17 protein-coding genes are annotated in these 22217 nt (G+C 75.4%); 9 read left to right on the top strand and 8 right to left on the bottom strand.

Going from position 1 to position 22217, the window contains the following annotated elements; all coding sequences use genetic code 11:
- The first annotated feature begins 96 nt into the window (after positions 1 to 96).
- Positions 97 to 468, top strand: a complete 372-nt coding sequence (locus AC2TEW_RS21190) for a hypothetical protein (protein WP_484624895.1) — start codon at positions 97 to 99, stop codon at positions 466 to 468.
- 166 nt (positions 469 to 634) lie between these two features.
- Here AC2TEW_RS21190 and AC2TEW_RS21185 read toward each other — a convergent pair whose 3' ends face one another.
- The 3 genes from AC2TEW_RS21185 to modA form a co-directional block, all read right to left on the bottom strand.
- Positions 635 to 2224, bottom strand: a complete 1590-nt coding sequence (locus AC2TEW_RS21185) for a serine/threonine-protein kinase (RefSeq protein ID WP_484624894.1) — start codon at positions 2222 to 2224, stop codon at positions 635 to 637.
- An 8-nt stretch (positions 2225 to 2232) separates the two neighbouring features.
- A complete protein-coding gene (locus AC2TEW_RS21180) occupies positions 2233 to 3009 on the bottom strand; it encodes a serine/threonine protein kinase (RefSeq protein WP_484624893.1) in 777 nt (258 codons plus the stop codon).
- A 278-nt stretch (positions 3010 to 3287) separates the two neighbouring features.
- A complete protein-coding gene (gene modA / locus AC2TEW_RS21175; RefSeq protein WP_484624892.1) occupies positions 3288 to 4145 on the bottom strand; it encodes a molybdate ABC transporter substrate-binding protein in 858 nt (285 codons plus the stop codon).
- Between the two features lie 398 nt (positions 4146 to 4543).
- Here modA and AC2TEW_RS21170 point away from each other — a divergent pair, with 398 nt between their 5' ends.
- The 3 genes from AC2TEW_RS21170 (at position 4544) to AC2TEW_RS21160 (ending at position 8728) form a co-directional block, all read left to right on the top strand.
- A complete protein-coding gene (locus AC2TEW_RS21170) occupies positions 4544 to 5461 on the top strand; it encodes an Lrp/AsnC family transcriptional regulator (RefSeq protein WP_484624891.1) in 918 nt (305 codons plus the stop codon).
- 148 nt (positions 5462 to 5609) lie between these two features.
- Positions 5610 to 7085, top strand: a complete 1476-nt coding sequence (locus AC2TEW_RS21165; RefSeq protein ID WP_484624890.1) for an APC family permease — start codon at positions 5610 to 5612, stop codon at positions 7083 to 7085.
- Complete coding sequence (locus tag AC2TEW_RS21160; protein ID WP_484624889.1) at positions 7082 to 8728, top strand: amidohydrolase; 1647 nt, start codon at positions 7082 to 7084, stop codon at positions 8726 to 8728. Before AC2TEW_RS21165 ends, AC2TEW_RS21160 begins: the two co-directional genes overlap by 4 nt.
- Before the next feature lie 105 nt (positions 8729 to 8833).
- On the opposite strand, the gene AC2TEW_RS21155 is transcribed toward AC2TEW_RS21160, so the two are convergent.
- Complete coding sequence (locus tag AC2TEW_RS21155) at positions 8834 to 9493, bottom strand: AAA family ATPase (protein WP_484624888.1); 660 nt, start codon at positions 9491 to 9493, stop codon at positions 8834 to 8836.
- 249 nt (positions 9494 to 9742) lie between these two features.
- Between AC2TEW_RS21155 and AC2TEW_RS21150 the strand changes: the two genes are divergently transcribed.
- Both AC2TEW_RS21150 and yidD read left to right on the top strand, forming a co-directional pair.
- Positions 9743 to 9883 (top strand): MBL fold metallo-hydrolase, encoded by a 141-nt coding sequence (locus AC2TEW_RS21150; RefSeq protein WP_484624887.1) that lies wholly within the window; start codon positions 9743 to 9745, stop codon positions 9881 to 9883.
- Positions 9884 to 10000: 117 nt separating this feature from the next.
- Positions 10001 to 10549: a membrane protein insertion efficiency factor YidD gene (gene yidD, locus AC2TEW_RS21145; RefSeq protein ID WP_484624886.1), complete on the top strand. Its 549-nt coding sequence runs from the start codon at positions 10001 to 10003 to the stop codon at positions 10547 to 10549.
- Positions 10550 to 10684: 135 nt separating this feature from the next.
- Here yidD and AC2TEW_RS21140 read toward each other — a convergent pair whose 3' ends face one another.
- Both AC2TEW_RS21140 and AC2TEW_RS21135 read right to left on the bottom strand, forming a co-directional pair.
- The gene (locus AC2TEW_RS21140) at positions 10685 to 10888 is read right to left on the bottom strand and encodes a cold-shock protein (protein ID WP_359893572.1); all 204 of its coding nucleotides are present in this window, start codon (positions 10886 to 10888) and stop codon (positions 10685 to 10687) included.
- Between the two features lie 231 nt (positions 10889 to 11119).
- Positions 11120 to 12055 (bottom strand): LysR family transcriptional regulator, encoded by a 936-nt coding sequence (locus tag AC2TEW_RS21135; RefSeq protein WP_484624885.1) that lies wholly within the window; start codon positions 12053 to 12055, stop codon positions 11120 to 11122.
- Positions 12056 to 12151: 96 nt separating this feature from the next.
- On the opposite strand from AC2TEW_RS21135, the gene AC2TEW_RS21130 reads away from it, so the two are divergent.
- Genes AC2TEW_RS21130 through AC2TEW_RS21120 form a run of 3 tightly spaced genes read left to right on the top strand, consistent with a single transcriptional unit; the run spans position 12152 to position 15530 of the window.
- Entirely contained in the window at positions 12152 to 12856 is a 705-nt protein-coding gene (locus AC2TEW_RS21130; RefSeq protein WP_484624884.1) for a succinate dehydrogenase cytochrome b subunit, read from the top strand.
- Positions 12853 to 14799, top strand: coding sequence for a fumarate reductase/succinate dehydrogenase flavoprotein subunit (locus tag AC2TEW_RS21125; RefSeq protein WP_484624883.1), 1947 nt, complete (start codon positions 12853 to 12855; stop codon positions 14797 to 14799). The genes AC2TEW_RS21130 and AC2TEW_RS21125 overlap by 4 nt, the downstream gene beginning before the upstream one ends.
- Positions 14796 to 15530 (top strand): succinate dehydrogenase/fumarate reductase iron-sulfur subunit, encoded by a 735-nt coding sequence (locus AC2TEW_RS21120; protein ID WP_484624882.1) that lies wholly within the window; start codon positions 14796 to 14798, stop codon positions 15528 to 15530. Before AC2TEW_RS21125 ends, AC2TEW_RS21120 begins: the two co-directional genes overlap by 4 nt.
- 38 nt (positions 15531 to 15568) lie before the next feature.
- On the opposite strand, the gene AC2TEW_RS21115 is transcribed toward AC2TEW_RS21120, so the two are convergent.
- Positions 15569 to 16390: a class I SAM-dependent methyltransferase gene (locus tag AC2TEW_RS21115; RefSeq protein WP_484624881.1), complete on the bottom strand. Its 822-nt coding sequence runs from the start codon at positions 16388 to 16390 to the stop codon at positions 15569 to 15571.
- Between the two features lie 43 nt (positions 16391 to 16433).
- Positions 16434 to 22166, bottom strand: coding sequence for a type I polyketide synthase (locus AC2TEW_RS21110; RefSeq protein ID WP_484625018.1), 5733 nt, complete (start codon positions 22164 to 22166; stop codon positions 16434 to 16436).
- Positions 22167 to 22217 lie beyond the last annotated feature (51 nt).

Below are 22217 nucleotides of genomic sequence, written 5' to 3'. Positions count from 1 at the left end.
GGTCATTGTGGGTCGGTTTTTCTCTTTTTGTGTCGGGTCCCCAGTGAGACGGGCGACCCCGCCACCGCTGACCACCACCACGATGAGGAGATCCCCATGTCCGGTGTGCGCAGGCTGGCCCTGGCGGGCGCGGCGACCGTGCTCGGCCTCGGAACGCTCGGTCTGACCGCGACCGCGGCCGACGCGGCGAGCGGGTGTACCGCCAACGGCAACGGCACCTACAACTGCCACGTGTGGAAGAACGCGCCGAGCTTCTTCGCGGGCAACGTCCGGGCCGGCACGCTCTACGCCGGTGACAACTACTTCTACTGCCAGGCCAGGGGCACCGAGATGTCCGACGGCCAGTACCACAACTTCTGGTACGCCAAGACCGACGACGACAGCGGCAACAAGGGCGTCTGGGTGAACGTCATCTACCTGTCCGGCGGCGGCAACGACGAGCCGGTGCCCGGCCTGCCCTACTGCTGACCCCGCGTCGACCACCCCGCGTCGCCCACCGTGCGACGCCACCCGCCGACGCCGGCCGCCGCACCTGGGCGGCAGCCGGGCCCGGCGGGCGGTCCGGCGGGTGGCCGGACGGGCGGACACGGAACGGCGGGCGGGGTACGGGGGGACCCGCGGCGGGCCCGGGGCCTCAGCCGCCGTACTCGGCGAGGTACCGCAGCACGGTGTCCACGTGCGGCCGCACCCGCGCGGGGACGCCCCCGGTGTCGGCCACCGTCTTGTCGCTGGTGCGGTACCCGGCGACCACCAGGGCCGGCAGGTCCCGGGTGTAGCCCCGGTGCTTGAGCTGCTGGTCGAGCCAGCAGACGTAACCGCCCATGGTGATGATGGCGTCGGGCGCCGACATGTAGTCCTTGCGGCCGTCGTGGTCGCCGTCCTGCGCCCAGGCGTTGAACACCACGGGCGTCCACATCGCGATGCCGTACTCCTGGGACTCGGGGCGGGCCGCGTCGGGATCGAAGCCGCTCTCCGCCTTCAGCATCGCGGCCAGCAGCGCCGGGGTCACCTCCGGCTCGGGGCACTGCCGGGCCGCCCGGTCGATCGGCTCGCGGATCGCGGCGGGGACGTCCGAACCGGCCGGGATCGCGCCGGCCACCGTCGGCGTCGCCGCCGTCGCCGCCGTCGCCACCGCCGGTGCGGCCGGTGCCGCCGGGCCGCCCGACGACGACGCCGTGGGCGGCGGCGCCTGGGTGCCCGTCTCCCAGGGACCGGCCGGCAGCACCGACGGCGCCGCGAGCACGGCCGCCGTGCCGCACACCGCGAGCGCGGCGACCACCGCGAGCGCCCGGCGCCGCCCGCGCCCGGTGCGCCCGGGCGGGGGCGGTGCGCCGGCCTGCTGCACCCGCGTCAGCAACTCGGCCGCCCCGAGCCGGGAGCGGACCGCCGGATCGCCCGCCAGGCAGTCGGCGACCACGGCCCGCCAGCCGTCCGGCAGCCGCTCGTCCAGGCGCAGCGGGGCGGTGCCGCGCGCGTACGCCTGCGCGGCCAGCGACCGGGCGCGGGCGGTGGCGCCGAGGAACGGGTGGAGGCCGCCGGTGAGCACCTGGTGGGCGAGCACCCCGAAGGCCCAGACGTCGGCGCTCGGCCGCAGCTCCACCCCGCGGGCGCCGGCCCGGTGCGACCACCACTCGGGCGGGACGTGGTCCGGTGAGCCGAGCGGCGGGGCGTAGGCGTGGGTGCCGCCGTCGAGTTCCGCGCTCAGACCGAAGTCGGCCAGCCGGACACCGCCGTCGGCCATCAGCAGGATGTTGCCGGGTTTGAGGTCGCCGTGCACCCAGCCGCGGCCGTGCATGTGGGCCAGCCCGGTGGCGACCTCGGCCAGGATCCGGGCCGCGCCGGGCACCGCCGTCCCCGGCTCGCCGTCGGCCAGCAGCTGCTGGAGGCTGCGCTCGGCGCGTTCCATCACCAGGGCCAGGGCGCCGTCGAGCCGGGGATCACCGGGGTCGCGCACGGTGACGGCGGCCAGCGTCCGGATCAGTTGGGGGTGGTCCGCCCGCCGGCTGAAGTAGTCCTCCCGGCGGACCAGTTCGGCCATCGTCCGGTGCCGGCCCGGGGTGGGCAGGCCAGGACGGAGGAACTTCACGGCGACCGTGCCGCCCGCCGGGTCCTCGGCCGCGTACACGCTGCCCCAGCCGCCGGACCCGATCAGCTCGGTGATCCGCCAGTCGGCGACCGGGTACCCGGCGGGGACGTCCAGGGGCGGGGTGCCGTCGTCGTCCATGGCGCGGGTCAGCCGGCGCCGCGGCGCGGCGGGAGCAGGGCCAGGTGGTCCTCCCGGACCAGGTCGAACCGCAGCGCCAGCGCGACGAGTTCCTCCCGCTTGCGGCCGGTGCGCCCGGCCGCCGCGCGCTCGGGGTCGTCCTCCTCGCGCAGCCTGAGCTTGGCCTCGGCGAGGTAGTCGATGTGGTAGTTGACGGCCGAGCGGGTCAGGGTGCGGCAGGCGGGCAGGGCGCGCAGCCGTTCCAGCACCTCGCCGACGCCGGGCACGGCCGCGGCGGAGGCCTCGCGCAGCCGCGGTTCGCACAGCGCCAGCAGGACCAGGAAGTACTTGGCGGTGGGGTCGAGGGCGAACGGGCTGACGGTGTGCTCGCCCGCGCCGGGCCGCGGACCGCCGTCCAGGTAGGCGTGCTGCGGCGCGAACACCTTGAACGCCGTCGGGCCGGCCACCGCGGGCAGCACCACCCGGGAGAACTCGAACGGTACGGGCGCGCCCAGCCGGCCCGGCGCCACCTTGACGTGCTCGCCCGCGCCCTCGAGGTTCTCCACCACGTAGGTCGCGGAGCCGCTGAAGTTGGAGAGCCGCCAGTAGTCCTCCGCGGCGGTGACCTCGCCGGCCCGGCGCGAGACACCGCGGTCCGCCAGCTCGATGGCGGCCGGGCTGCCCGGTGCGCCGCGGCCGAAGACCGCGCTCTCACCGGGCCCCATCCGCAGCAGCCGGGGCCGCTGCGGGCCCGGGCCGCCACGGGCCGCCGGGGCGTCGGGCAGCTGCACGATCACCGTGTCCAACGGTCTCCCCTTCCCACCGCGCGCGCACGAAGCATCCTACGCGCTCCGATGACGGACGGTCACCCTCCGTCATCACGGGGCGTGTTGGAGGATCGGTCGGGAGGACCGCCGGTCAGCCGACCACGGACTGCTTGTGGTGGAAGACGTTCCACGGGTCCCAGCGGGCCCACCGGGCACGGGCCCACCGGGCTCGGCGGGCGTACAAATAGGGAGAAAATCGGGCGAATTGAGGCTAGCAACCGGCCTCTCCCGGGCCACCCCGACACTCCGGCCTCCGGCTACGCGCTCAGGAAACCGGCGTCCGTGAGCACCTGCTGCCCCTCCGGGGACTGGACCAGTGCCACGAACGCCTGGGCGCCCGCGCTGTTGGGGGCATGGGTCAGGGTGGCGATCGGGTAGTCGTTGATCGCGGCGGAGGCCTCCGGGAAGTTCACCCCGTCGACCTTGCCCGCCGCCGACTTGACATCCGTCCGGTACACCAGCGAGGCGTCCGCCTCCTGGAGCTCGACCTTGGTCAGGGCGGCCTTCACGTCCTGCTCGTAGCTGACCGGGGTGAGCTGGACGTTGCCCGCGGCCAGCGCCTTCTGGGCGGCGGCGCCGCAGGGCACCTCCTGGGCGCACAGGACCACCTTCAGACCCGGCTGGGCCAGGTCCTGGAGGGAGGCGATGTGGTGTGGGTTGCCGGGAACGGTGGCGATCTCCAGCTGGTTGCGGACGAAGGTCTGCGGCTGCCCGGCGGCGTCGCCCTTGTCGGTGACCGTCTTCATGGTCGCCGGACTGGCCGCCGCGAACACGTCGGCCGGTGCGCCGTTGACGATGCTGGCGGCGAGCGCGTCACTGCCGGCGAAGTTGAACACCACCTTGGTGCCGGGGTGTGCGGCCTCGAACTTCTGGCCCAGCGTGGTGAAGCTCTCCTGCAGCGAGGCCGCCGCGAACACCGTCACGGTGCCGCTGATGCTGGCACTGGCAGTTGCGCTGGCGCCGGCAGTGCCCGAGGCCGTGCCGGACGCGGAGGCCGAACCGGAGGCGCCGGACGACCCGGACGAACTCGACGAGCACCCGGCGAGCGCCAGCGCGGCGGCCAGGAGACCGCCCGCGAAGCGCAGGCCGGGACGGAGGAGGAAACGGGTCGTCACAAGGAACTCCCTGTCTGCCGTGCGCGGATTCGGGGGCGCGCTCCGGGGGGCCACGGCGCCGAGCATAGTGCCGCACCTGCGGGGCCAGCCGGCACATATGCCTCGCATTCGCCCGGTTGCACGAGTCGGCAGGCTCGCAAGGGCCGGATACCGTCGACATCGGGTAACTGCGCATTCCGTCAACGACATTGACCGCCTTTCAGGGGACCGCCCGAAAGTCCGTCACGGCCGCTCTCCGACGCCGCACAACGGGGGAGGGAATCACCGTCCGGGCCCCGCGCGGAAGCCGCGCCGGTGCGGCGCCCGGATGCCGGGCCGGTGCGGCCGGTGCGCGGGCCGGGCGCGGCGGCGGCCTAGGCTGGCTGCGCCCCGCCGCACCACCCCCTGGGAGCGACCCCGTGCCCGACACCACCGACGCCACCGACTCCGCCGTCGTCCGCGAACTGCAGCTCGACGGGCGGGTCACCTACCAGCGGCTGTCCGAGCTGCTCGGCATCTCCCGGGAGGCGGCCCGGGCCCGGGTGCAGCGCCTACTGCAGCGCGGTGCGGTGCGGATCGTCGGCATCGTGCCGCCCGCCGTCGCCGGGATCGAGGCGGTCGCGCACGTGTCGCTGGACGTCGCGGGCCCCGGCGGCCCGGCCGCCGCCCTGGCCGCGGCCCGCCGGGCGACCAGCTTCGTCTCCTGCACCGCGGGCCGGCTCGCCGTGGTCGCCGAGGTCCGGGTCGCCGACGAGGCCGCACTGGAGGAGGAGTTCGCGGTGCTCCGGGCGGCGCCCGGGGTGCGCGGCGTGGAGGTGTTCCGCTGCGCCGAACTGGTCCGGGACGCCTACTCCCCGGTCCTCCCCGGTACGGCGGCCGCCCGGATCCCCGCCCTGGACCGGGCCGACCGGCGGCTGCTCGGCCTGCTGCAGACGGACGGGCGGGCCAGCTTCGCCGCGCTGGCCGAGCAGGTCGGGCTCTCGCAGCCGGCCACCCGGGCCCGGGTGCTGCGCCTGCTGGAGGTCGGGGCGGTGCACGTCACCGGCCTGGTGGAGTCGCGCGCGCTGGGTGTGCGGGAGGCGGCCGGCGTCGGCCTCGGCGTGCACGGGCCGGTCGCGGCGGTCGCCCGGGCGGCGGCCCGCCTGCCCGGGGTGAACTACGTGGCGACCGGCTACGGACGGTTCGACCTGGTGTGCGGCCTGGACGCCCCGGACCGCCGGGCGCTGTCGGCCGGCCTGGAGGCCGTCCGGAGCCTGCCGGGGGTGGTGCGCTGCGAGTCCTGGGTGCACCTGGACATCGTCAAGGAGTCCTACACCTACGATCTGCCCATTGAATAGGCGATTCGTCGGTGCTGATATCGCTGGGCTTATGAATTGCCGGAAGGCGGGAATTTGGCAGGCGAAATGATGCAAAGAAACCCTTGACGCAATCTTTTCGCCTCGCCTTCAATGGCCGGACACCTTCCCCCAGAGAGTCCGGTCCCCGATGACGACTTCCCCCCGGCCCACCGGCGCGCAGCCCGCCGTCGCGGCGCTGCCACGATCCCTGGGCGTGTTCGGCGGGGTCCTGCTGACCCTGTCGTGCGTCACGCCCGCCTCCTCGCTGTTCATCGTCGTCCCGCCGCTGCTGCAGTCCCAGGGCAGCGGTGCCGTGATCAGCCTGCTGATCGCCGCGGTGCTCTCGCTCGGCGTCGGCCTCTGCTACGCCGAGCTGGGCACCCTGGTGCCGAGCGCCGGCGGCGAGTACTCGATCGTCGGCCAGGTGCTCGGCCGGATGGCCGGCTGGCTGGTGTTCGTGATCTCGATCGTCTCGCTGCTGGTCATCCCGCCGATCATCGCGCTCGGCACCGCCAGCTACCTCGGATCGGTGCTCTCGCTCGACCCGGCCGTCGCGGGCGGCGCGGTGATGGTGCTCGCCATCGCCGTCGGCGTCCTGGACATCAAGTCCAACGCCCTGATCACCGGCGTCTTCCTCGGCCTCGAAGTGGTCGCGGCCGGCGTGGTCAGCGTGCTCGGCCTGACCCACATCCACCAGCCGGCCTCCTCGCTGGTCCACGCCGTGGTCCCGGACGGCCACGGCGGCACGAGCCCGTTCACCGCCGGACTGCTGATCTCCGGGCTGGCCGTGGCGATCTTCACGTACAACGGCTTCGGCACCGCGATCTACCTCTCCGAGGACCTGCGCGAACCACGCCGCTCGGTCGCCCGCACGGTGCTGTGGTCCCTGCTGGCCGGAGTCGTGGTGATCACCGTCCCGGTGGTCGCGATCTGCCTGGGCGTCAGCTCACCGGACCAGCTCGCCGCGGGCGACCTGGTCGCGATCGTCGACTCGTGGGCGGGCAGCACCGTCGGCACCTTCGTCAGCCTCTGCATCGCCGCGGCCATCCTGAACGCCGTCATCGTGATGGTGATCCAGAACGGCCGGGTGCTCTACGCCTCGGCCCGCGACCGCACCTGGCCCGACCCCGTCAACCGGGCGCTCGGCACCCTGCACCCCCGCTGGGGCTCCCCGTGGGTGGCCACCCTCGCCATCGGCGCCCCCGGCGCGGTGCTCGCCCTCACCGTCCCGATCGACGCGCTGCTCGGCTTCACCGGCGTCGTGGTCGCGGTGATCTACCTGCTGCTCGGCGTGGCCGCGCTCGCCGCCCGCCGCGGCCGCCACCGCACCACCGACGCCTGGCGGATGCCGCTGTGGCCGCTCGCCCCCGTCCTGACCACCGCCGTCCTGGCGTACGCGCTCACCCAGCAGGCCCGCCGCGACCTGCTGATCACCCTCGCCGTCCTGCTGGTCGGCGCCCTCTACTGGGCGTTCTACCTGCGCCCGCGCAGCGCCACCCACTGGGTGCTCAGCCTGCCCGCCGACCAGTCCGACCGGACCGCTGCGCCGTCCGCCGCGGCCGCCGCACCCGCTGCTGTCCCCACCACCGCCGCCACCGCCGCCACCGCTCCGGAGAACCTGTGAACCGCCCCGCCGACCTGATCGTCCACCACGCCCACGTCCACACCGTCGACGACCGGCGCCCCCGGGCCGAGGCCGTCGCCGTCCGGGACGGCCGGATCGCCTGGGTCGGCGACGGCGACGGCTGGCGGGAGCTGGCCGGCCCCGGAACCGAGGTGGTCGACGCCCGCGGCCGGCTGCTGCTGCCCGGCTTCGTCGACAGCCACAACCACGTCCGGCTCGGCTCCGACGCCGCCTGCGTGCAACTGGCCGGCGCCGCCGACCCGGCCGAGATCGGCCGACGGATCGCCGACTGGCTGGACCGCAACCCCGGTGCGGACTGGGTCGAGGCCGAGGCCTTCGACTACTCCGCGATCCCCGGCGGCCGGATGCCCACCGCCGCCGACCTCGACCCGTACACCGGTGACCGGCCCGCCTTCGTCCTCAGCTACGACGTCCACACCGCCTGGCTGAACACGGCCGCCCTGCGCCGCCTCGGCATCACCGCCGACACCACCGACCTCGCCTTCGGCACCGTGCAGAAGGACCCGGTCACCGGCGAGCCGACCGGCTTCCTCACCGACTTCGCGGTCCGCGGCCTGTCCCGCGACGGCCACCGGGCCCTGCGCGCCGCCGGCGTCCCGTGGGCCGACCCGGACCGCCAGTACGGGCGGCTGTGCGCCAGCCTCGACCAGGCCGCCCGCTACGGCATCACCACCGTCGTCGAGCCGCAGAACTCGCTGGACGACCTGGCCCTGTTCGAGCGGGCCATCGCCGAGGGCCGGCTGCGCTCGCGGCTGGTCGCCGCGCTGTTCCACCCGCGCGGCACCACCGACGCGGACCTCGCCGAGTTCGCGGCCGCGGCCCGGCGCCACCACGGCGACCGGTTCCGGGTCGGGCCGCTCAAGCTGTACATCGACGACGTGGTCGAACCGCACACCGCGGCCCTGCTGGAACCGTACGCCGGGCACCACAGCCACCGCGGCGAGACCTTCTACCCGCCGCAGGAGTTCGCCGAGACGCTGGCCCGGCTGGACGCGGCCGGCTTCCAGACCTTCGTGCACGCCACCGGCGACCGGGGCATCCGCACCGTGCTGGACGCGGTCGAGCACGCCCGCCGGGTCAACGGCCCGCGCGACGCCCGGCACCAGGTCGTCCACGTCGAGTGCCTCGACCCGGCCGACGTCCCCCGCTTCGCGGAGCTCGGGGTGGTCGCCTGCATGCAGCCCCGGCACTGCTCGCCCGACATCGCCGGGCCCGGCCGCGACTGGGCGGAGGCCGTCGGCGAGCAGCGCTGGTCCAAGGCCTGGCCGATGCGCAGCCTGCAGCAGGCCGGGGCGGTCCTGGCGTTCTCCAGCGACTGGAACGTCGCCGAGATGGACCCGCTGATCGGCCTCTACACCGCCGTCACCCGCCAGGGCCTGGCAGGCGGCGAGGCGTGGAGGCCGGAGGAGACCGTCCCGCTGGCCACCGCCCTGCGCGGCTACACCCTGGGCAGCGCGTACGCCAACTTCCTCGACGACCGGCTCGGTTCGATCACCCCGGGCAAGCTCGGCGACCTGGTGCTGCTCTCCCAGGACCTGTTCGGACTGGACCCGAAGGCGATCCTGGACACCCGGGTCGACCTCGGCGTGGTCGGCGGCGAGGTGGTCCACACGGCAGGCTGAGCCCCGGCCGGGGACCGGGGAGCCCGGGGCCTACGAGGCGGGGGGTCTGCGAGGCGGAGGCCTGGGAGCCGGGTGGCCGGTCCGGTGCGAGCCGCCGGTCCCGGCTCAGCCCGCGGGGTCGGCCGGGGCGCCGAAGAGGGCCGTCGCGTGGGCACGGGAGGAGCGGTCCAGCAGGACGACCGAGGTGGCCTCCGCCACCGCGTCCGGGACCGGTGCGGCGGTGGCGGCCGGGCCGCCGGGCGTCAGGGCGTCGAGCAGCCGCCCGAGGCCCGCGCAGTGCCGGTCGAATGTCCGCCGGGGTGCCCACCGGCCGCGCGCCCGCTGGCCGTTCAACGCCTCGGCACGGCCGACGTCCAGGACCACCAGGTGCAGCTCCCGCCCCTGCCGGGCGGCGCCGCGGGCCAGCCACCGGCGCAGCCACGGGCGGCTGCCGCAGTCGTGCACCAGCAGCGGACCGCCCCCGCGCACGCCCGCCCGCAGCCAACGCAGGTGCACCAGCCGCGCCCACGGCCGGTACACCCCGTACGGCAGCCGCTCGGGCATCACGGCCTCGCACGCCTCGTGGACGTCGCGCGGGTCCACCACCCGGACCGCGTCCGACCAGCGGCGCAGCAGCGTGCTCTTGCCGCTGCCGGGCAGGCCGGAGACCACCACCACGGCGTCGGCCGGATAGTGCAGCACGGGCAGGGAACCGGCGTGGCCCCGGAGGTCCAGCAGACCGACGGTCCGCGCGGCGGCGGACCCCTCGACGGGCGGCCCCGACACCGCTGACCTGGTGTTACCGCGCATTCCTGCCCCCATGACCGCCCCTGTTCCGCCTCGTCGGCCCCACAGCTTCGCACGCGCCCGTCCGGCCCCCGCCGCCGGGCACCCCGCCGCCCGGCGCCGCCCGCCCGCCGGTCCGTGCCCGGATCCTGCCCCGAGCCACCCCTGACGATCCGCCGGCAGGCGCCCCTGGCGGGCCTGGAGCGGTGCACAACCGGTACCCGGCAACACCCGGCGGACACCGGCGTCGTGCGGATTGCCGAGCCGTACGTCGCCCCAGTGCTGTCGGCCGACCTGTGGTTGCTGCCCGGTACCGACCGGGACCTCATGGTGGACGCGGGCCTCGGCGTGGTCCCGCTGCGCCCCGCGCTGCCGCGGCGCCGAACCTGACCCCGGGACCGGGCCTGGAACCGTCCGGTGCCCGTCGTCGTCCGAGGCGGGGAGAGTGCCCGGCGACCGGCCGGGCGAGCGCCGGGGCAGACCGGCAGAACGGAGTGAGCGTCAACCGTGTCCCCTCACGATCCGTACGGCGCGCAGCAGCAGGCCCGGCCGCCGGGACGGCCCGGCCGGGCCTGGTGGTGGCTGCCGGACAGCGAGCGGCGCCGCCGCAAGCAGCAGCGGCGCGCCTGGCAGGAGCACCGACGGCGCAACCGCAAGCGCGACAACGACTGCTGCGACGCCTGCGACGTCTGCGACTGCCTCGGTGACCTGGCCGACCCCTGCATGATCGCGCTGATCCCGCTCACCGCTCTGGCGGCGCTCGAGGCGGCGGTCGGCGCGGCCACCGGCCGGCCGGGCCGGGCCGCCGCCGACCCGGCGGCGCCGGTCCCGCGCGGGGCCGCGGCCGCCGGGCTGTACGGCGCGGTGCGCTTCTACCGCACCCGGATCAGCCCGAACCGGCGCCCGTGCTGCCCGTACACACCGTCCTGCTCGACCTTCGCCGTGCAGGCCCTGCACCGGCACGGCGCGCTGCGCGGCGCCCGGCTGACCGCGGGCCGCCTGCTGCGCTGCCGCCCCGGCACCGAGGGCGGCCACGACCCGGTGCCCGGGCGCTGACCGACCGGAAACGCGACCGACGGGCACCGCGACCCACGGGCACCGCGGACCGGGAACGAGGAAGGCCCCCGTCACGAGCGGATGCTCGTGACGGGGGCCTTCAGGACTGCCCGCGAAGGCCGGCAGTGACAGATGTCAGAGGGGGCGAATGTTCTCCGCCTGCGGGCCCTTCGGGCCCTGGGTGACGTCGAACTCGACCTTCTGGCCCTCGAGCAGCTCACGGAAGCCGCTGGCGTTGATGTTCGAGTAGTGGGCGAACACGTCCGGGCCGCCACCCTCCTGCTCGATGAAGCCGAAGCCCTTTTCCGCGTTGAACCACTTCACGGTGCCAGTAGCCATAACACAATCTCCTTCAGATGGCTTGCCGGAATCCGCACGTCGCGGACCCGAGTCGCCGAAAAAAGCACCCACCCGGCACAGGCCGGGGAAAACAAAAATGCGCCTGGAGGTCACAAGCCAGCAGGCGCACACAGAATTCATGGGAACCACAACCGCAACTGATTCGACTGTAGCAGGGCGCAGGACGAAACGTCGGAAATCGCCCCGCCGGTCGCCGGGCGGGCGTGTCCCTCAGCCTGCGGCCAGCCGGGTGCCCGGCGGCAGGGCGCCCGCCCGGTCCGCGTCCGCCAGATGGCGCAGCACGGTGTCGCGCAGCGCCGCGGCCGCGTGCGTCAGCGGCAGCTCGGCGCCGTGTGCGACGGCGATGGTCCGCCCCGGGCCCGGTCCGGCGAACGGGGTCACCGCCAGCCCCGACCTGGCCGCCACCATGCCCGGCAGCACCGCCGGGCCGAGCCCCGCCGCGACGAAGCCGAGCACGGCGTCCATCTCGCCGCCCTCGACCGCGAACTCCGGCTCGAAGCCCGCCGCCCGGCAGGCCGACACGGTGGTCTCCCGCAGGTCGTAGCCCTCCCGGAACATCACCAGCGGCCGCCCGCGCAGATCCTCGATCCGGGCCGCCCGTCCGGGCCCCGGCAGCCCGGGCAGGCCGGGCGCGGCGACCAGCACCAGGTCCTCGTGCAGCAGCTCGGTGACGGCCAGCGCCGGACCCTGCCCGGCCGGCGGCGGGATGATCAGCGCCAGGTCGAGGGCGCCCTGGCCCAGCAGCGCCACCAGGTCCCGCGAACCGCCCTCGCGGACCTGCAGCTCGACCCCGGGATGCCGTGAGCGGTACGCCCGCAGCACGTCCGGCACCAGGCTGACGCACAGGCTCGGCGTCGCCCCGAGCCGCACCCGGCCGCGCCGCAGCCGGACGACCTCCTGGACCGCCCGCCGGGCGCTCTCGGTGTCCGCGAGGATCCGCCGGGCCAGCGGCAGCAGCGCCTGCCCGGCATCGGTCAGGGTGCTGGCGCCCCGGCTGCGGTGGACCAGCTCGGCACCCAACTCCCGTTCCAGTGAACGGATCTGCTGGGACAGCGAGGGCTGCGCCACCAGCATCCGCTCGGCGGCGCGGGTGAAGTGCCCGGTCTCGGCCACGGCCACGAAGTAACGGAGCTGCTGCAACTGCACCACCCCATGCTAACCGGCCACGATAGGCATCACCTATCGAATCCGCCCGCATCATGTCTTGGACGACCGGTAGGGCGCCTCCCTAGCGTGGCCGGCATGGCACTGGCGACTCGGACGGGCCGACACCCCTCCACCCTCACGACGCTCTGGCGCTCGACCGTCGGCAAGAAGGCGGCGATGGCGGTCAGCGGCCTCGTCATGCTGCTCTACCTGGTCCTCCACATGCTCGGGAACCTCAAGGTCTTCTTCGGCCCCGACGACCTCAACGGCTACGCGGCCTGGCTGCGCACCCTCGGTCAGCCGCTGCTGCACCACGGCTGGTTCCTGTGGATCGCCCGGACCGGCCTGCTGGCCGCGGTCGTGGTGCACGGCGTCGCCGCGTTCCAGCTCAGCCGGCGCGACCTGGCCGCCCGGCCGCAGAAGTACGCCCACCGGCCGCGCCGCACCAGCTACGCCACCCGCACCATGCGCTGGGGCGGGGTGATCCTCGGGCTGTTCATCGTCTGGCACATCCTGGACCTCACCACCCTCACGGTGAACCCGCGCGCCGAGGAGGGCCACCCGTACCAGAACATCGTGGCCTCGTTCTCGACCTGGTACGGCGGCGGCATCTACATCCTCGCGATGCTCGCGCTCGGCCTGCACGTGCGGCACGGCTTCTGGAGCGCCGCGCAGACCCTCGGCGTCAACAACCCGCGCCGCGACCGGGTGCTGAAGGCCACGGCCGATCTGCTCGCGTTCGTCCTGACGGCCGGCTTCCTCGCCGTGCCCGTCGCCGTACTGACCGGAGTCGTGCGATGAACCCGTACCTGGACTACACCGTCGGCGCGCCCGTCACCGACACCGCCGTGCCCGCCGGACCGATCGAACAGCGCTGGGACCGGCGGCGGTTCGAGGCCGGCCTGGTCAACCCCGCCAACCGGCGCGGGCACACCGTCATCGTGGTCGGCACCGGACTCGCGGGCGGTGCGGCCGGCGCCACGCTGGCCGAACAGGGCTACCGGGTGGTCCAGTTCTGTTTCCAGGACTCCCCGCGCCGGGCCCACTCGATCGCCGCCCAGGGCGGCATCAACGCGGCCAAGAACTACCGCAACGACGGTGACTCGGTGCGCCGGCTGTTCTACGACACCGTCAAGGGCGGCGACTTCCGCGCCCGCGAGTCCAACGTCCACCGGCTCGCCCAGGTCTCGGTGGAGATCATCGACCAGTGCGTCGCCCAGGGCGTCCCGTTCGCCCGCGAGTACGGCGGGCTGCTGGACACCCGCTCGTTCGGCGGCGTCCAGGTCTCCCGCACCTTCTACGCCCGCGGCCAGACCGGGCAGCAGCTGCTGCTCGGCGCCTACCAGGCGCTCTCCCGGCAGATCGCGGCCGGCCGGGTCGAGCTGCACGCCCGCACCGAGATGCTCGAGCTGATCGTGGTCGACGGCCGGGCCCGCGGCATCGTCGCCCGCGACCTGGTCACCGGGCGGATCACCACCCACCTCGCCGACGCCGTGGTGCTCGCCACCGGCGGCTACGGCAACGTCTTCCACCTGTCCACCAACGCCAAGAACTCCAACGCGACCGCGATCTGGCGCGCCCACCGGCGCGGCGCCCTGTTCGCCAACCCCTGCTTCACCCAGATCCACCCCACCTGCATCCCGCGCTCCGGCGACCACCAGGCCAAGCTCACCCTGATGAGCGAGTCGCTGCGCAACGACGGCCGGATCTGGGTGCCCCGGGCCCGGGGCGACACCCGCCCGCCCGGCGAGATCCCGGAAGCCGAACGCGACTACTACCTGGAACGGATCTACCCCTCCTTCGGCAACCTGGTCCCGCGCGACATCGCCTCCCGGGCCGCCAAGAACGTCTGCGACGAGGGCCGCGGGGTGGGCCCCGGCGGCCAGGGCGTCTACCTCGACTTCGCGGACGCCATCGCCCGGCTGGGCCGCGCCGAGATCGAGGCCAAGTACGGCAACCTGTTCGAGATGTACCAGCGGATCACCGCCGAGGACCCCTACCGGGCACCGATGCGGATCTACCCGGCGATCCACTACACCATGGGCGGCCTGTGGGTCGACTACGACCTGCAGACCACCGTCCCCGGCCTGTTCGCCATCGGCGAGGCCAACTTCTCCGACCACGGCGCCAACCGGCTGGGCGCCAGCGCCCTGATGCAGGGCCTCGCCGACGGCTACTTCGTGCTGCCGCCCACCCTCAACGACTACCTCGCCCGCCACCGCCCCGCTCCCGTCCCCGACGACCACCCCGCCGTCGAGGCCGCGGTCGCCGAGGTCACCGACCAGCTCCACCTGATCCTCGCCGTCGACGGCGACCGCACCCCGGAGTCCTTCCACCGCGAACTCGGCGCCCTGCTCTGGGACGAGTGCGGCATGGCCAGGAACGACGCCGGACTGCGCCGCGCGCTGGCCCGGATCCCGCAGCTGCGCGAGGAGTTCTGGCGCCGGATCAAGGTCCCCGGCACCGGCGAGGAGCTCAACCAGGCGCTGGAGAAGGCCAACCGGATCGTCGACTACCTCGAACTGGCCGAACTCATGTGCCTGGACGCCCTGCACCGCACCGAGTCCTGCGGCGGCCACTTCCGCGAGGAGAGCCGCACCGACACCGGCGAGGCCGCCCGCCGTGACGAGGAGTTCGGCTACGCGGCCGCCTGGGAGTTCACCGGCACCGGCAGCGCGCCCGTCCTGCACCGGGAGCAGCTGCACTTCGAGCACGTCCACCCCACCCAGCGGAGCTACGCATGAACCTGACCCTGCGGATCTGGCGGCAGGCCGGACCGGACGCACCCGGCTCGCTGACCACCTACCAGGTCGCGGACATCAGCCCCGACATGTCCTTCCTGGAGATGCTGGACACCCTCAACGAGGAGCTGATCCTGCGCGGCGAGGCACCGGTCGCCTTCGACCACGACTGCCGGGAGGGGATCTGCGGCGCCTGCGGCATGGTCATCAACGGCCGGGCGCACGGCCCCGAACGCACCACCACCTGCCAGCTGCACATGCGGCACTTCGCCGACGGCGACACCATCGACGTCGAACCGTGGCGGGCCGGCGCCTTCCCGGTCGTCCGCGACCTGGTGGTGGACCGCTCCGCGCTGGACCGGATCATCGGCTCCGGCGGCTACATCACCGCCCCCACCGGCAGCGCACCTGAGGCCCACGCGACCCCCGTCCCCAAGGACGCCGCCGACCTCGCCTTCGAGCACGCCGAGTGCATCGGCTGCGGCGCCTGCGTGGCGGCCTGCCCGAACGGCTCGGCGATGCTCTTCACCGCCGCCAAGGTGGTCCACCTCAGCCTTCTCCCGCAGGGCGCGCCGGAACGCGGCAGCCGGGCCCGCTCGATGGTCGCGGCCATGGACGACGAGGGCTTCGGCGGCTGCACCAACACCGGCGAGTGCGCCACCGCCTGCCCCAAGGGCATCCCGCTCACCGGCATCGCCGCGCTCAACCGCGAGTTCCTGCGCGGCGGCCGGTAGGCACCGGCCGCACCGGCCGCCGCGCAGTGCGGCACCGCTCAGCGTGGACGCCCCACCAGCGGGCGGCGGGCCCAGGCCGAGACGAACAGGAACGAGAAGTCCACCAGGGTGCGCCGCTCCAACGCGTCCGCCAGGGCGGCGACCTGCTCCTCCGTCATGGACCCCCGCTCCACGAAGGCGGGTGCCAGCTGCCGCAGCGAGATCCGCCACAGCTCGTCGGCCGGACCGCCGAGACCCGCCGTCAGCGCGGTGGTCCGCAGCTGCAGCCGCTCCAGCCCGAGCGCCGTCAGCGCGGCGGGCATCCGCCGGGTCCAGCGGGAGTCGTTGCCCTGCTGCGGGCCGCCCAGGATCATCGCCTCGACGAACGGCGTCAGCGGCGAGGCCGCGGCCGGCTCCGGCGGCAGCAGCACGAAGTCCTGCACCACCAGCCAGCCGCCCGGCCGCAGCCACCCGGCGGCGGCCCGCAGCACCGCGTCCCGCTCCGGGATGTGGGACAGCACGGCCCGGCTGTGGATCAGGTCGAAGGAGCCGGGCGGGAACTCGTGCCGGGCGAGGTCGATCCCGGCCACGTCCAGGTTGGCGGCCCGGCGGGCGTCGAGGAACCGGGGGTCGATGTCGGCGGCGACGACCTGGCCGGCCAGGCACTGCTTCGCCAGCCAGTACGCCATCGACCCGGCGCCCGCGCCCATCTCCAGGCAGTGCCAGGAGGGCTGGATCGGCAGCGCCTCCAGGATCGCGATCGAGGTCGGGTCCATCGACCGCTCCAGGGCCCGCAGCCGGTCCAGTTCGGTCGGCAGGTCCTTGCTGAGCAGACCGGTGCGGTAGGAGTCGGCCGGCCGGTCGAGGGGTGCGCTGTCCATGGTGGTGCTCTCAGTTTCGAAGGGGGTGGGTCCGAAGGGGAGGTCAGTGGTGGCGGCCGGGTTCCAGCAGCCACCGGTGCACGGCGGTGGCCGTGGAGTCGGCGTTCTCGTTCATCAGCGACCAGTGGTCGCCCGGCACCTGGACGGTCCGGTGCGGGTGGTGCCACACCGTGCGCCAGTCCTCGTCGGTGAGCCAGTCGTCCTGCCAGTCGGGGACCGGGTCCAGCGCCCGCACCATCAGCATCGGGGTGTCCAGCCGGCCCGGCTTCCAGCCCTCGAACAGGTGCAGGTGGTGGGCCATCGCGGTGAGCTGGTCGTCCGTCATCAACGCGAACGCCTGCTCGTCCAGCGCCATGCTGCGGAACAGCGGCCTGATCCGGGCCCACGACCCCTCGGCCAGCGGCAGCGAGTCCAGCAGCACCACCCCGGCCGGCGCGGCGCCGAGCGCCTCCAGCCGGTCGGTCACCGCGTGCGCCAGGCAGCCGCCGGAGGAGTAGCCGGCCAGCGCGTACGGCCGGCCGCCGAAGTCCCGCCGCACGGTCCGCGCGTGCACCTCCACCACCAGGTCCCAGTCGGCGGGCAGCGCCTGGCCGTCACCGAACCCGGGATGGGTGTACGCGTACACGGTGCGCCGGCCCGCCAGGTGCGCCGCCAGCCGGGCGTAGTTGTGCGGCCCCGAGGGGGCGATGATCGGCGGCAGGCACACCAGGTCCGGCAGCCCGGCCGGGCCCTCGGCCAGCCGGACCGGGGCGGGGCGGGGCGCCGGCTCGCCGGGCCCGCGGAAGACCGGGCGGATCCGGGCCGCCGCCGTCAGCAGCTCCATCCCGTCCAGGTACCGGTTGTCCTCGCAGGCCCGCCGGTAGAGCCGGCGGATGCTGCCCGACCAGCCGGCGGACTGCTCCGGGCCGCCCGGGTCGGCGCCCGCCGGGTCCTGCCCGGCCGGCGCGGCCGGCGCCGCCCTCCCGGCCAGCTCGGCACTGAGGTGGCCGGCCAGCGCCCGGGGGCTCGGGTGCTCGAACACCATCGGGGTGGGCAGCCGCAGCCCGGTCGCCGCCGCCAGCTCCCGGCACAGCCGTACCGCGGCCAGCGAGTCGAAGCCCTGGTCGAGCAGGCTGCGGGACGGGTCGACCTCCTCGGGGGAGGCGTGGCCGAGCAGTGCGGCCGCCCTGGTCCGGACGAGTTCCAGCAGCGCACCGGGCCGTTCGGCGTCGGAGAGCGCCGCGAAGTCCGGCGCGCCCGCCGCCTGCGGTACCGCGGCGTCGGCCGCCGGGGCGGCGCCGGAGGCGGCCGGCGCGGTCCGCAGCGCGTCGAACAGCCGGCTCGGCCGGGCCGCGGTGAACGTGGCGGTGAACCGTTCCCAGTCCACCTCGGCGACGGTCGTCGTGGCCGCACCCGCCGCGACCTCCTGCCAGAGCGCCGCCACGGCCGCCTCGGGCGCCATCGGCAGCAGGCCGCGCCGCCGCAGGTGGTCGGCGACCGCCGGATCGGCGGCCATCCCCTCCTCGGCCCACGGACCCCAGGCGACGGAGGTGGCGGCCAGCCCGCGCGCCCGCCGCCGCTCGGCCTGCGCGTCCAGGAAGGCGTTGGCCGCGCTGTACGCGGCCTGGCCGCCGCTGCCCCAGACGCCCGCGATCGACCCGAAGGTGACGAACGCGTCCAGCTCCCGGCCCGCCAGCAACTCCTCCAGATGGACGGCGCCCGCCACCTTGGCCCTGACCACCTCGGCGAACTCGGCCGGTTCGGTCTCGGCGAGTGGGACGAATCTGCCGCTCACCCCCGCCGCGTGCACCACCGCGGTCAACTCCCCGGCCAGCGGGGCCAGCAGCGCCGCCAGCTCCTGGCGGTCGGCCACGTCGCAGGCGGCGACCGTCACCCGCGCACCGAGCGCGGCCAGCTCGGCGGCCAGCCGGTCCGCGCCGGGGGCGTCCGGGCCCCGGCGGCTGGTCAGCACCAGGCGCCGCGCGCCGTGCCGGGCCAGCCAGCGGGCGGCGCGGGCACCGAGCGCGCCCGTCCCGCCGGTCACCAGCACCGTGCCGCGCGGCCGCCACGGGTCCGCCGTTCCGGGCCCGGCCGGCAGCAGCCGCCGCACCCACCGGGCACCCGCCCGCACCGCGACCTGGTCCTCGCCGCCGTCCGCCAGCACCGCGCACAGCTGGGAGAGGTCCTGCGCGGTGGGCCCGGCCGGCAGGTCGACCAGACCGCCCCAGCCACCGGGCCGTTCCAGCCCCAGCGTCCGGCCCAGCCCCCAGTGCAGGGCCTGCGCCGGATCGGGGCCCGCCCCGCCCGTACCGCTTGCCCCGCCTGGCCCACCTGCTCCACCTGCCTCAGCCGTACCGACGGCCACCGCGCCGCCGGTCAGCCACCAGGGCGGGCACGGCCAGCCGAGATCGGCCAGCGCCTGGGCCAGCGCGACATTGGCCGCCAGACCGGACGGCAGCACCGGCTGCCCGGGGTACGGCGAGCCGTCCGCCGCCAGCAGCGACAGCACCCCGTCGAAGGCCGGACCGGCGGCCCGGGCGCGGGCCAGCCGCTCGGCCAGCCGCCCCCGGTCGTACGCCTCACCGCCCAGCGCCAGCAGCACCGGGCTCGCACCGGCCGCGGCCAGCGCCGCCACCACCGGGCCCGTGGTGTCCGCCGGGGCGCCGGCCGGCGCGACCACCAGCCAGTTGCCGCCGAGCGCGGTGATCGGCGCCGCAGCCGCCCGCTGCCAGCCGACCCGGTACCGCCCGGGCGCGCCGCCCCCGGCGGGCCGGCCGCCGCCGCGCAGCCGCGGCGGCTCGAGCCAGTACCGCCGCCGCTGGAACGCGTAGGTCGGCAGGTCGACCAGGGTGGCCCGGCCGCAGCGGGCGGCCCAGTCGACCGGCACCCCGGTGGCGTGCAGCTCGGCCAACGCCTCGGTGAGCGCGGCCGGTTCGGCGCGGCCGGGCTGCTGGGCGGCCACCAGGACCGGCGGGCTCTGCACACCGTGGTCGAGGCACTCGTGCCCGAGCGCGGTCAGCACCGGCGCCGGACCGAGCTCCAGGAAGTGTGAGGCGCCGTTCCGCTGGAGGGTGCGCATCCCGTCCAGGAAGCGGACCGTGCCGCGCAACTGCCGGGCCCAGTAGCCGGGATCGGCCAGCTCGCCGTCGGTGGCGGGCCGCCCGGTCAGGTCGGAGACCACCGGGATCCGCGCGGGGTGCGCGGTGACACCGGCGACCACCTCCCGGAACCGCGCCAGCGCACCGTCCATGTGCGGGGAGTGGAACGCGTGGGCGACCCGCAGCAGGGTGGCCGGTCGGCCCCGGCCGGCCCAGTGCCCGGCGAGGTCGAGCACGCTCGCGCGGTCGCCGGAGAGCACCGTGGCGGCCGGACCGTTGACGGCGGCCACCGCCACCAGGTGCTCGCGCCCCGCCAGCGACTCCCGGACCTCGGCCTCACCGGCGCGCACCGCCAGCATCGCGCCGTCCGAGCGGCAGGAGTGCATCAGCCGCCCCCGGGCCGCGACCACGGTGCACGCGTCCTCCAGCGACCACACCCCGGCCAGGTGGGCGGCCGCGATCCCGCCGACCGAGTGGCCGAGCAGCAGGTCGGGCACCACCCCCCAGGCCTCCAACTGGCGGAACAGCGCCACCTCCAGCGCGAACAGCGCGACCTGCGCGTAGTCGGTGCGCTCCAGCAGCGCCGCCCCCGGGGTGCCGGCGGCGGCGAACAGCACCTCCCGGACCGGCCGCTCGGGGCGCGGCCCGGCGCCCCGGTCCAGCGCGTCGCAGACCTCGTCGAACGCCGCCGCGAACGGCCGGTGCGCGGCGTACAGTTCACGGCCCATCGCGGGCCGCTGGCTGCCCTGCCCGGTGAACACGAAGGCCAGCTTCCCGGCCCCGGCCGCGCTGCCGGTGAACACGCCCGGCGCCGTCCGGCCCCGGGCCAGCGCGTCCAGCCGCTCCAGCAGCTCCGTCCGCCCGCCGCCGACCAGCACCGCCCGCCGGTCGAAGCGGCTGCGCCGGGCCAGCGTGTACGCCGTGTCGGCCGGCCCGGTCCCGGGCTCGCCGGACAGGTGGGCGTGCAGCCGGGCGGCCTGTCCGCGCAGCGCCGCCTCGTCCCGGGCGGAGAGCACCCAGGGCGGGGGAGGGGCGGCGGGCCGCTCGGACGGCCGGGCGGCCGGCTGGGCGGGCAGCCGGGCCGGCGGCGGCGCCTGCTCGAGGATCACGTGGGCGTTGGTGCCGCTCACCCCGAAGGCGGAGACCGCCGCCCGGCGGGGGCGGCCGGTGGCGGGCCAGGGCCGGGCCTCGGCCAGCACCTCGACGGCGCCGGAGGTCCAGTCGACCCGGCGGGACGTTTCCTCCACGTGCAGGGTGCGGGGCAGCAGGCCGTGCTGGAGCGCCAGCACCATTTTGATCACTCCGCCGATCCCGGCGGCGGCCTTGCTGTGCCCGAGGTTCGACTTCATCGACCCGAGCAGCAGCGGCCGCCCGGGCGGGCGGCCCTGGCCGTAGGTGGCGAGCAGCGCCTGCGCCTCGATCGGGTCGCCGAGCGCGGTGCCGGTGCCGTGCGCCTCCACCGCGTCGACCTCGTGCGCGGCGAGCCGGGCGTTGGCCAGGGCCTGCCGGATCATCCGCTGCTGGGCCGGGCCGTTCGGTGCGGTCAGGCCGTTGCTGGCGCCGTCCTGGTTGACCGCGCTGCCGCGCACCCGGGCCAGCACCGGATGCCCCTGTCGGCGTGCGTCGGACAGCCGCTCCAGCACCACCACCCCGGCGCCCTCGGCCCAGCCGGTGCCGTCGGCGGCGTCGCCGAACGAGCGGCAGCGGCCGGACGGCGACAGCCCGCGCTTGCGGCTGAACTCCAGGAACACCCCGGGCGTCGCCATCACCTGGGCACCGCCCGCCAGCGCCAGCGTGCACTCGCCCGCCTGCAGCGACCGCACCGCCAGGTGCAGCGCCACCAGCGAGGAGGAGCAGGCCGTGTCGACGGTCAGCGCGGGCCCCTCCAGGCCTAGCGTGTAGGCGATCCGGCCGGAGGCGGCGCTGGTCAGACTGCCCATCAGCAGGTGCCCCTCGTACTCCTCGGGCGCCTCGTACCAGCTCGGGCCGTAGTCCTGGTACGCGATGCCGACGAAGACCCCGGACCGGGTGCCCTTCAACGAGCGCGGGTCGAGTCCGGCCCGCTCCACGGCCTCCCAGGAGGTCTCCAGCAGCAGCCGCTGCTGCGGGTCCATCGCGGTCGCCTCGCGTGGGCCGATACCGAAGAACCCGGCGTCGAACTCGTCCGCGTCGTGCACGAAGCCGCCCTCGCGCGCGTACGTGGTGCCGGAGTGGGCCGGGTCCGGGTGGTGGAGCGCGTCCAGGTCCCAGCCGCGGTTGGCGGGGAACGGGCCGACCGCGTCCCGGCCCTCGGCCAGCAGCTGCCACAGCTCACCGGGGGAGCGCACCCCGCCCGGGTACCGGCAGGCCATCCCGACGACCACCACCGGGTCGTCCGGCGCGTCCCCGCCCTCGGCCGGCGGCGCCTCGGCCTCGGCCCGCTCGCCGAGCAGCTCGGCCCGCAGGTAGCGGGTCACGTCGTCCGGGGTCGGGCAGTCGAACAGCAGGGTGGCCGGGAGCCGCAGCCCGGTCCGCGAGGCGAGCCGGTCCCGCAGCTCCGCCGCCAGCTGCCGGTAGACGCCGAGCCGGCGCCAGGGTTCCGAGCCCGCCACCCGGCGGTGCCGCTCGTGCCCGAGGACGGCGTTGACCTCGGCGGCCACCAGCCCCGACAGGAACGCCTCGCGCTCGCCGCCCGCCAGCCCGGCCAGCCTGTCGCGCACAACGCCCATCTCTCGAACTCCCTGGTTCATCTGATCCATCACTCGGGCAGG

The sequence above is a fragment of the Kitasatospora sp. NEAU-CNBT7 genome (assembly GCF_057220535.1).
This window is presented reverse-complemented; position numbering and strand designations above follow the sequence as displayed.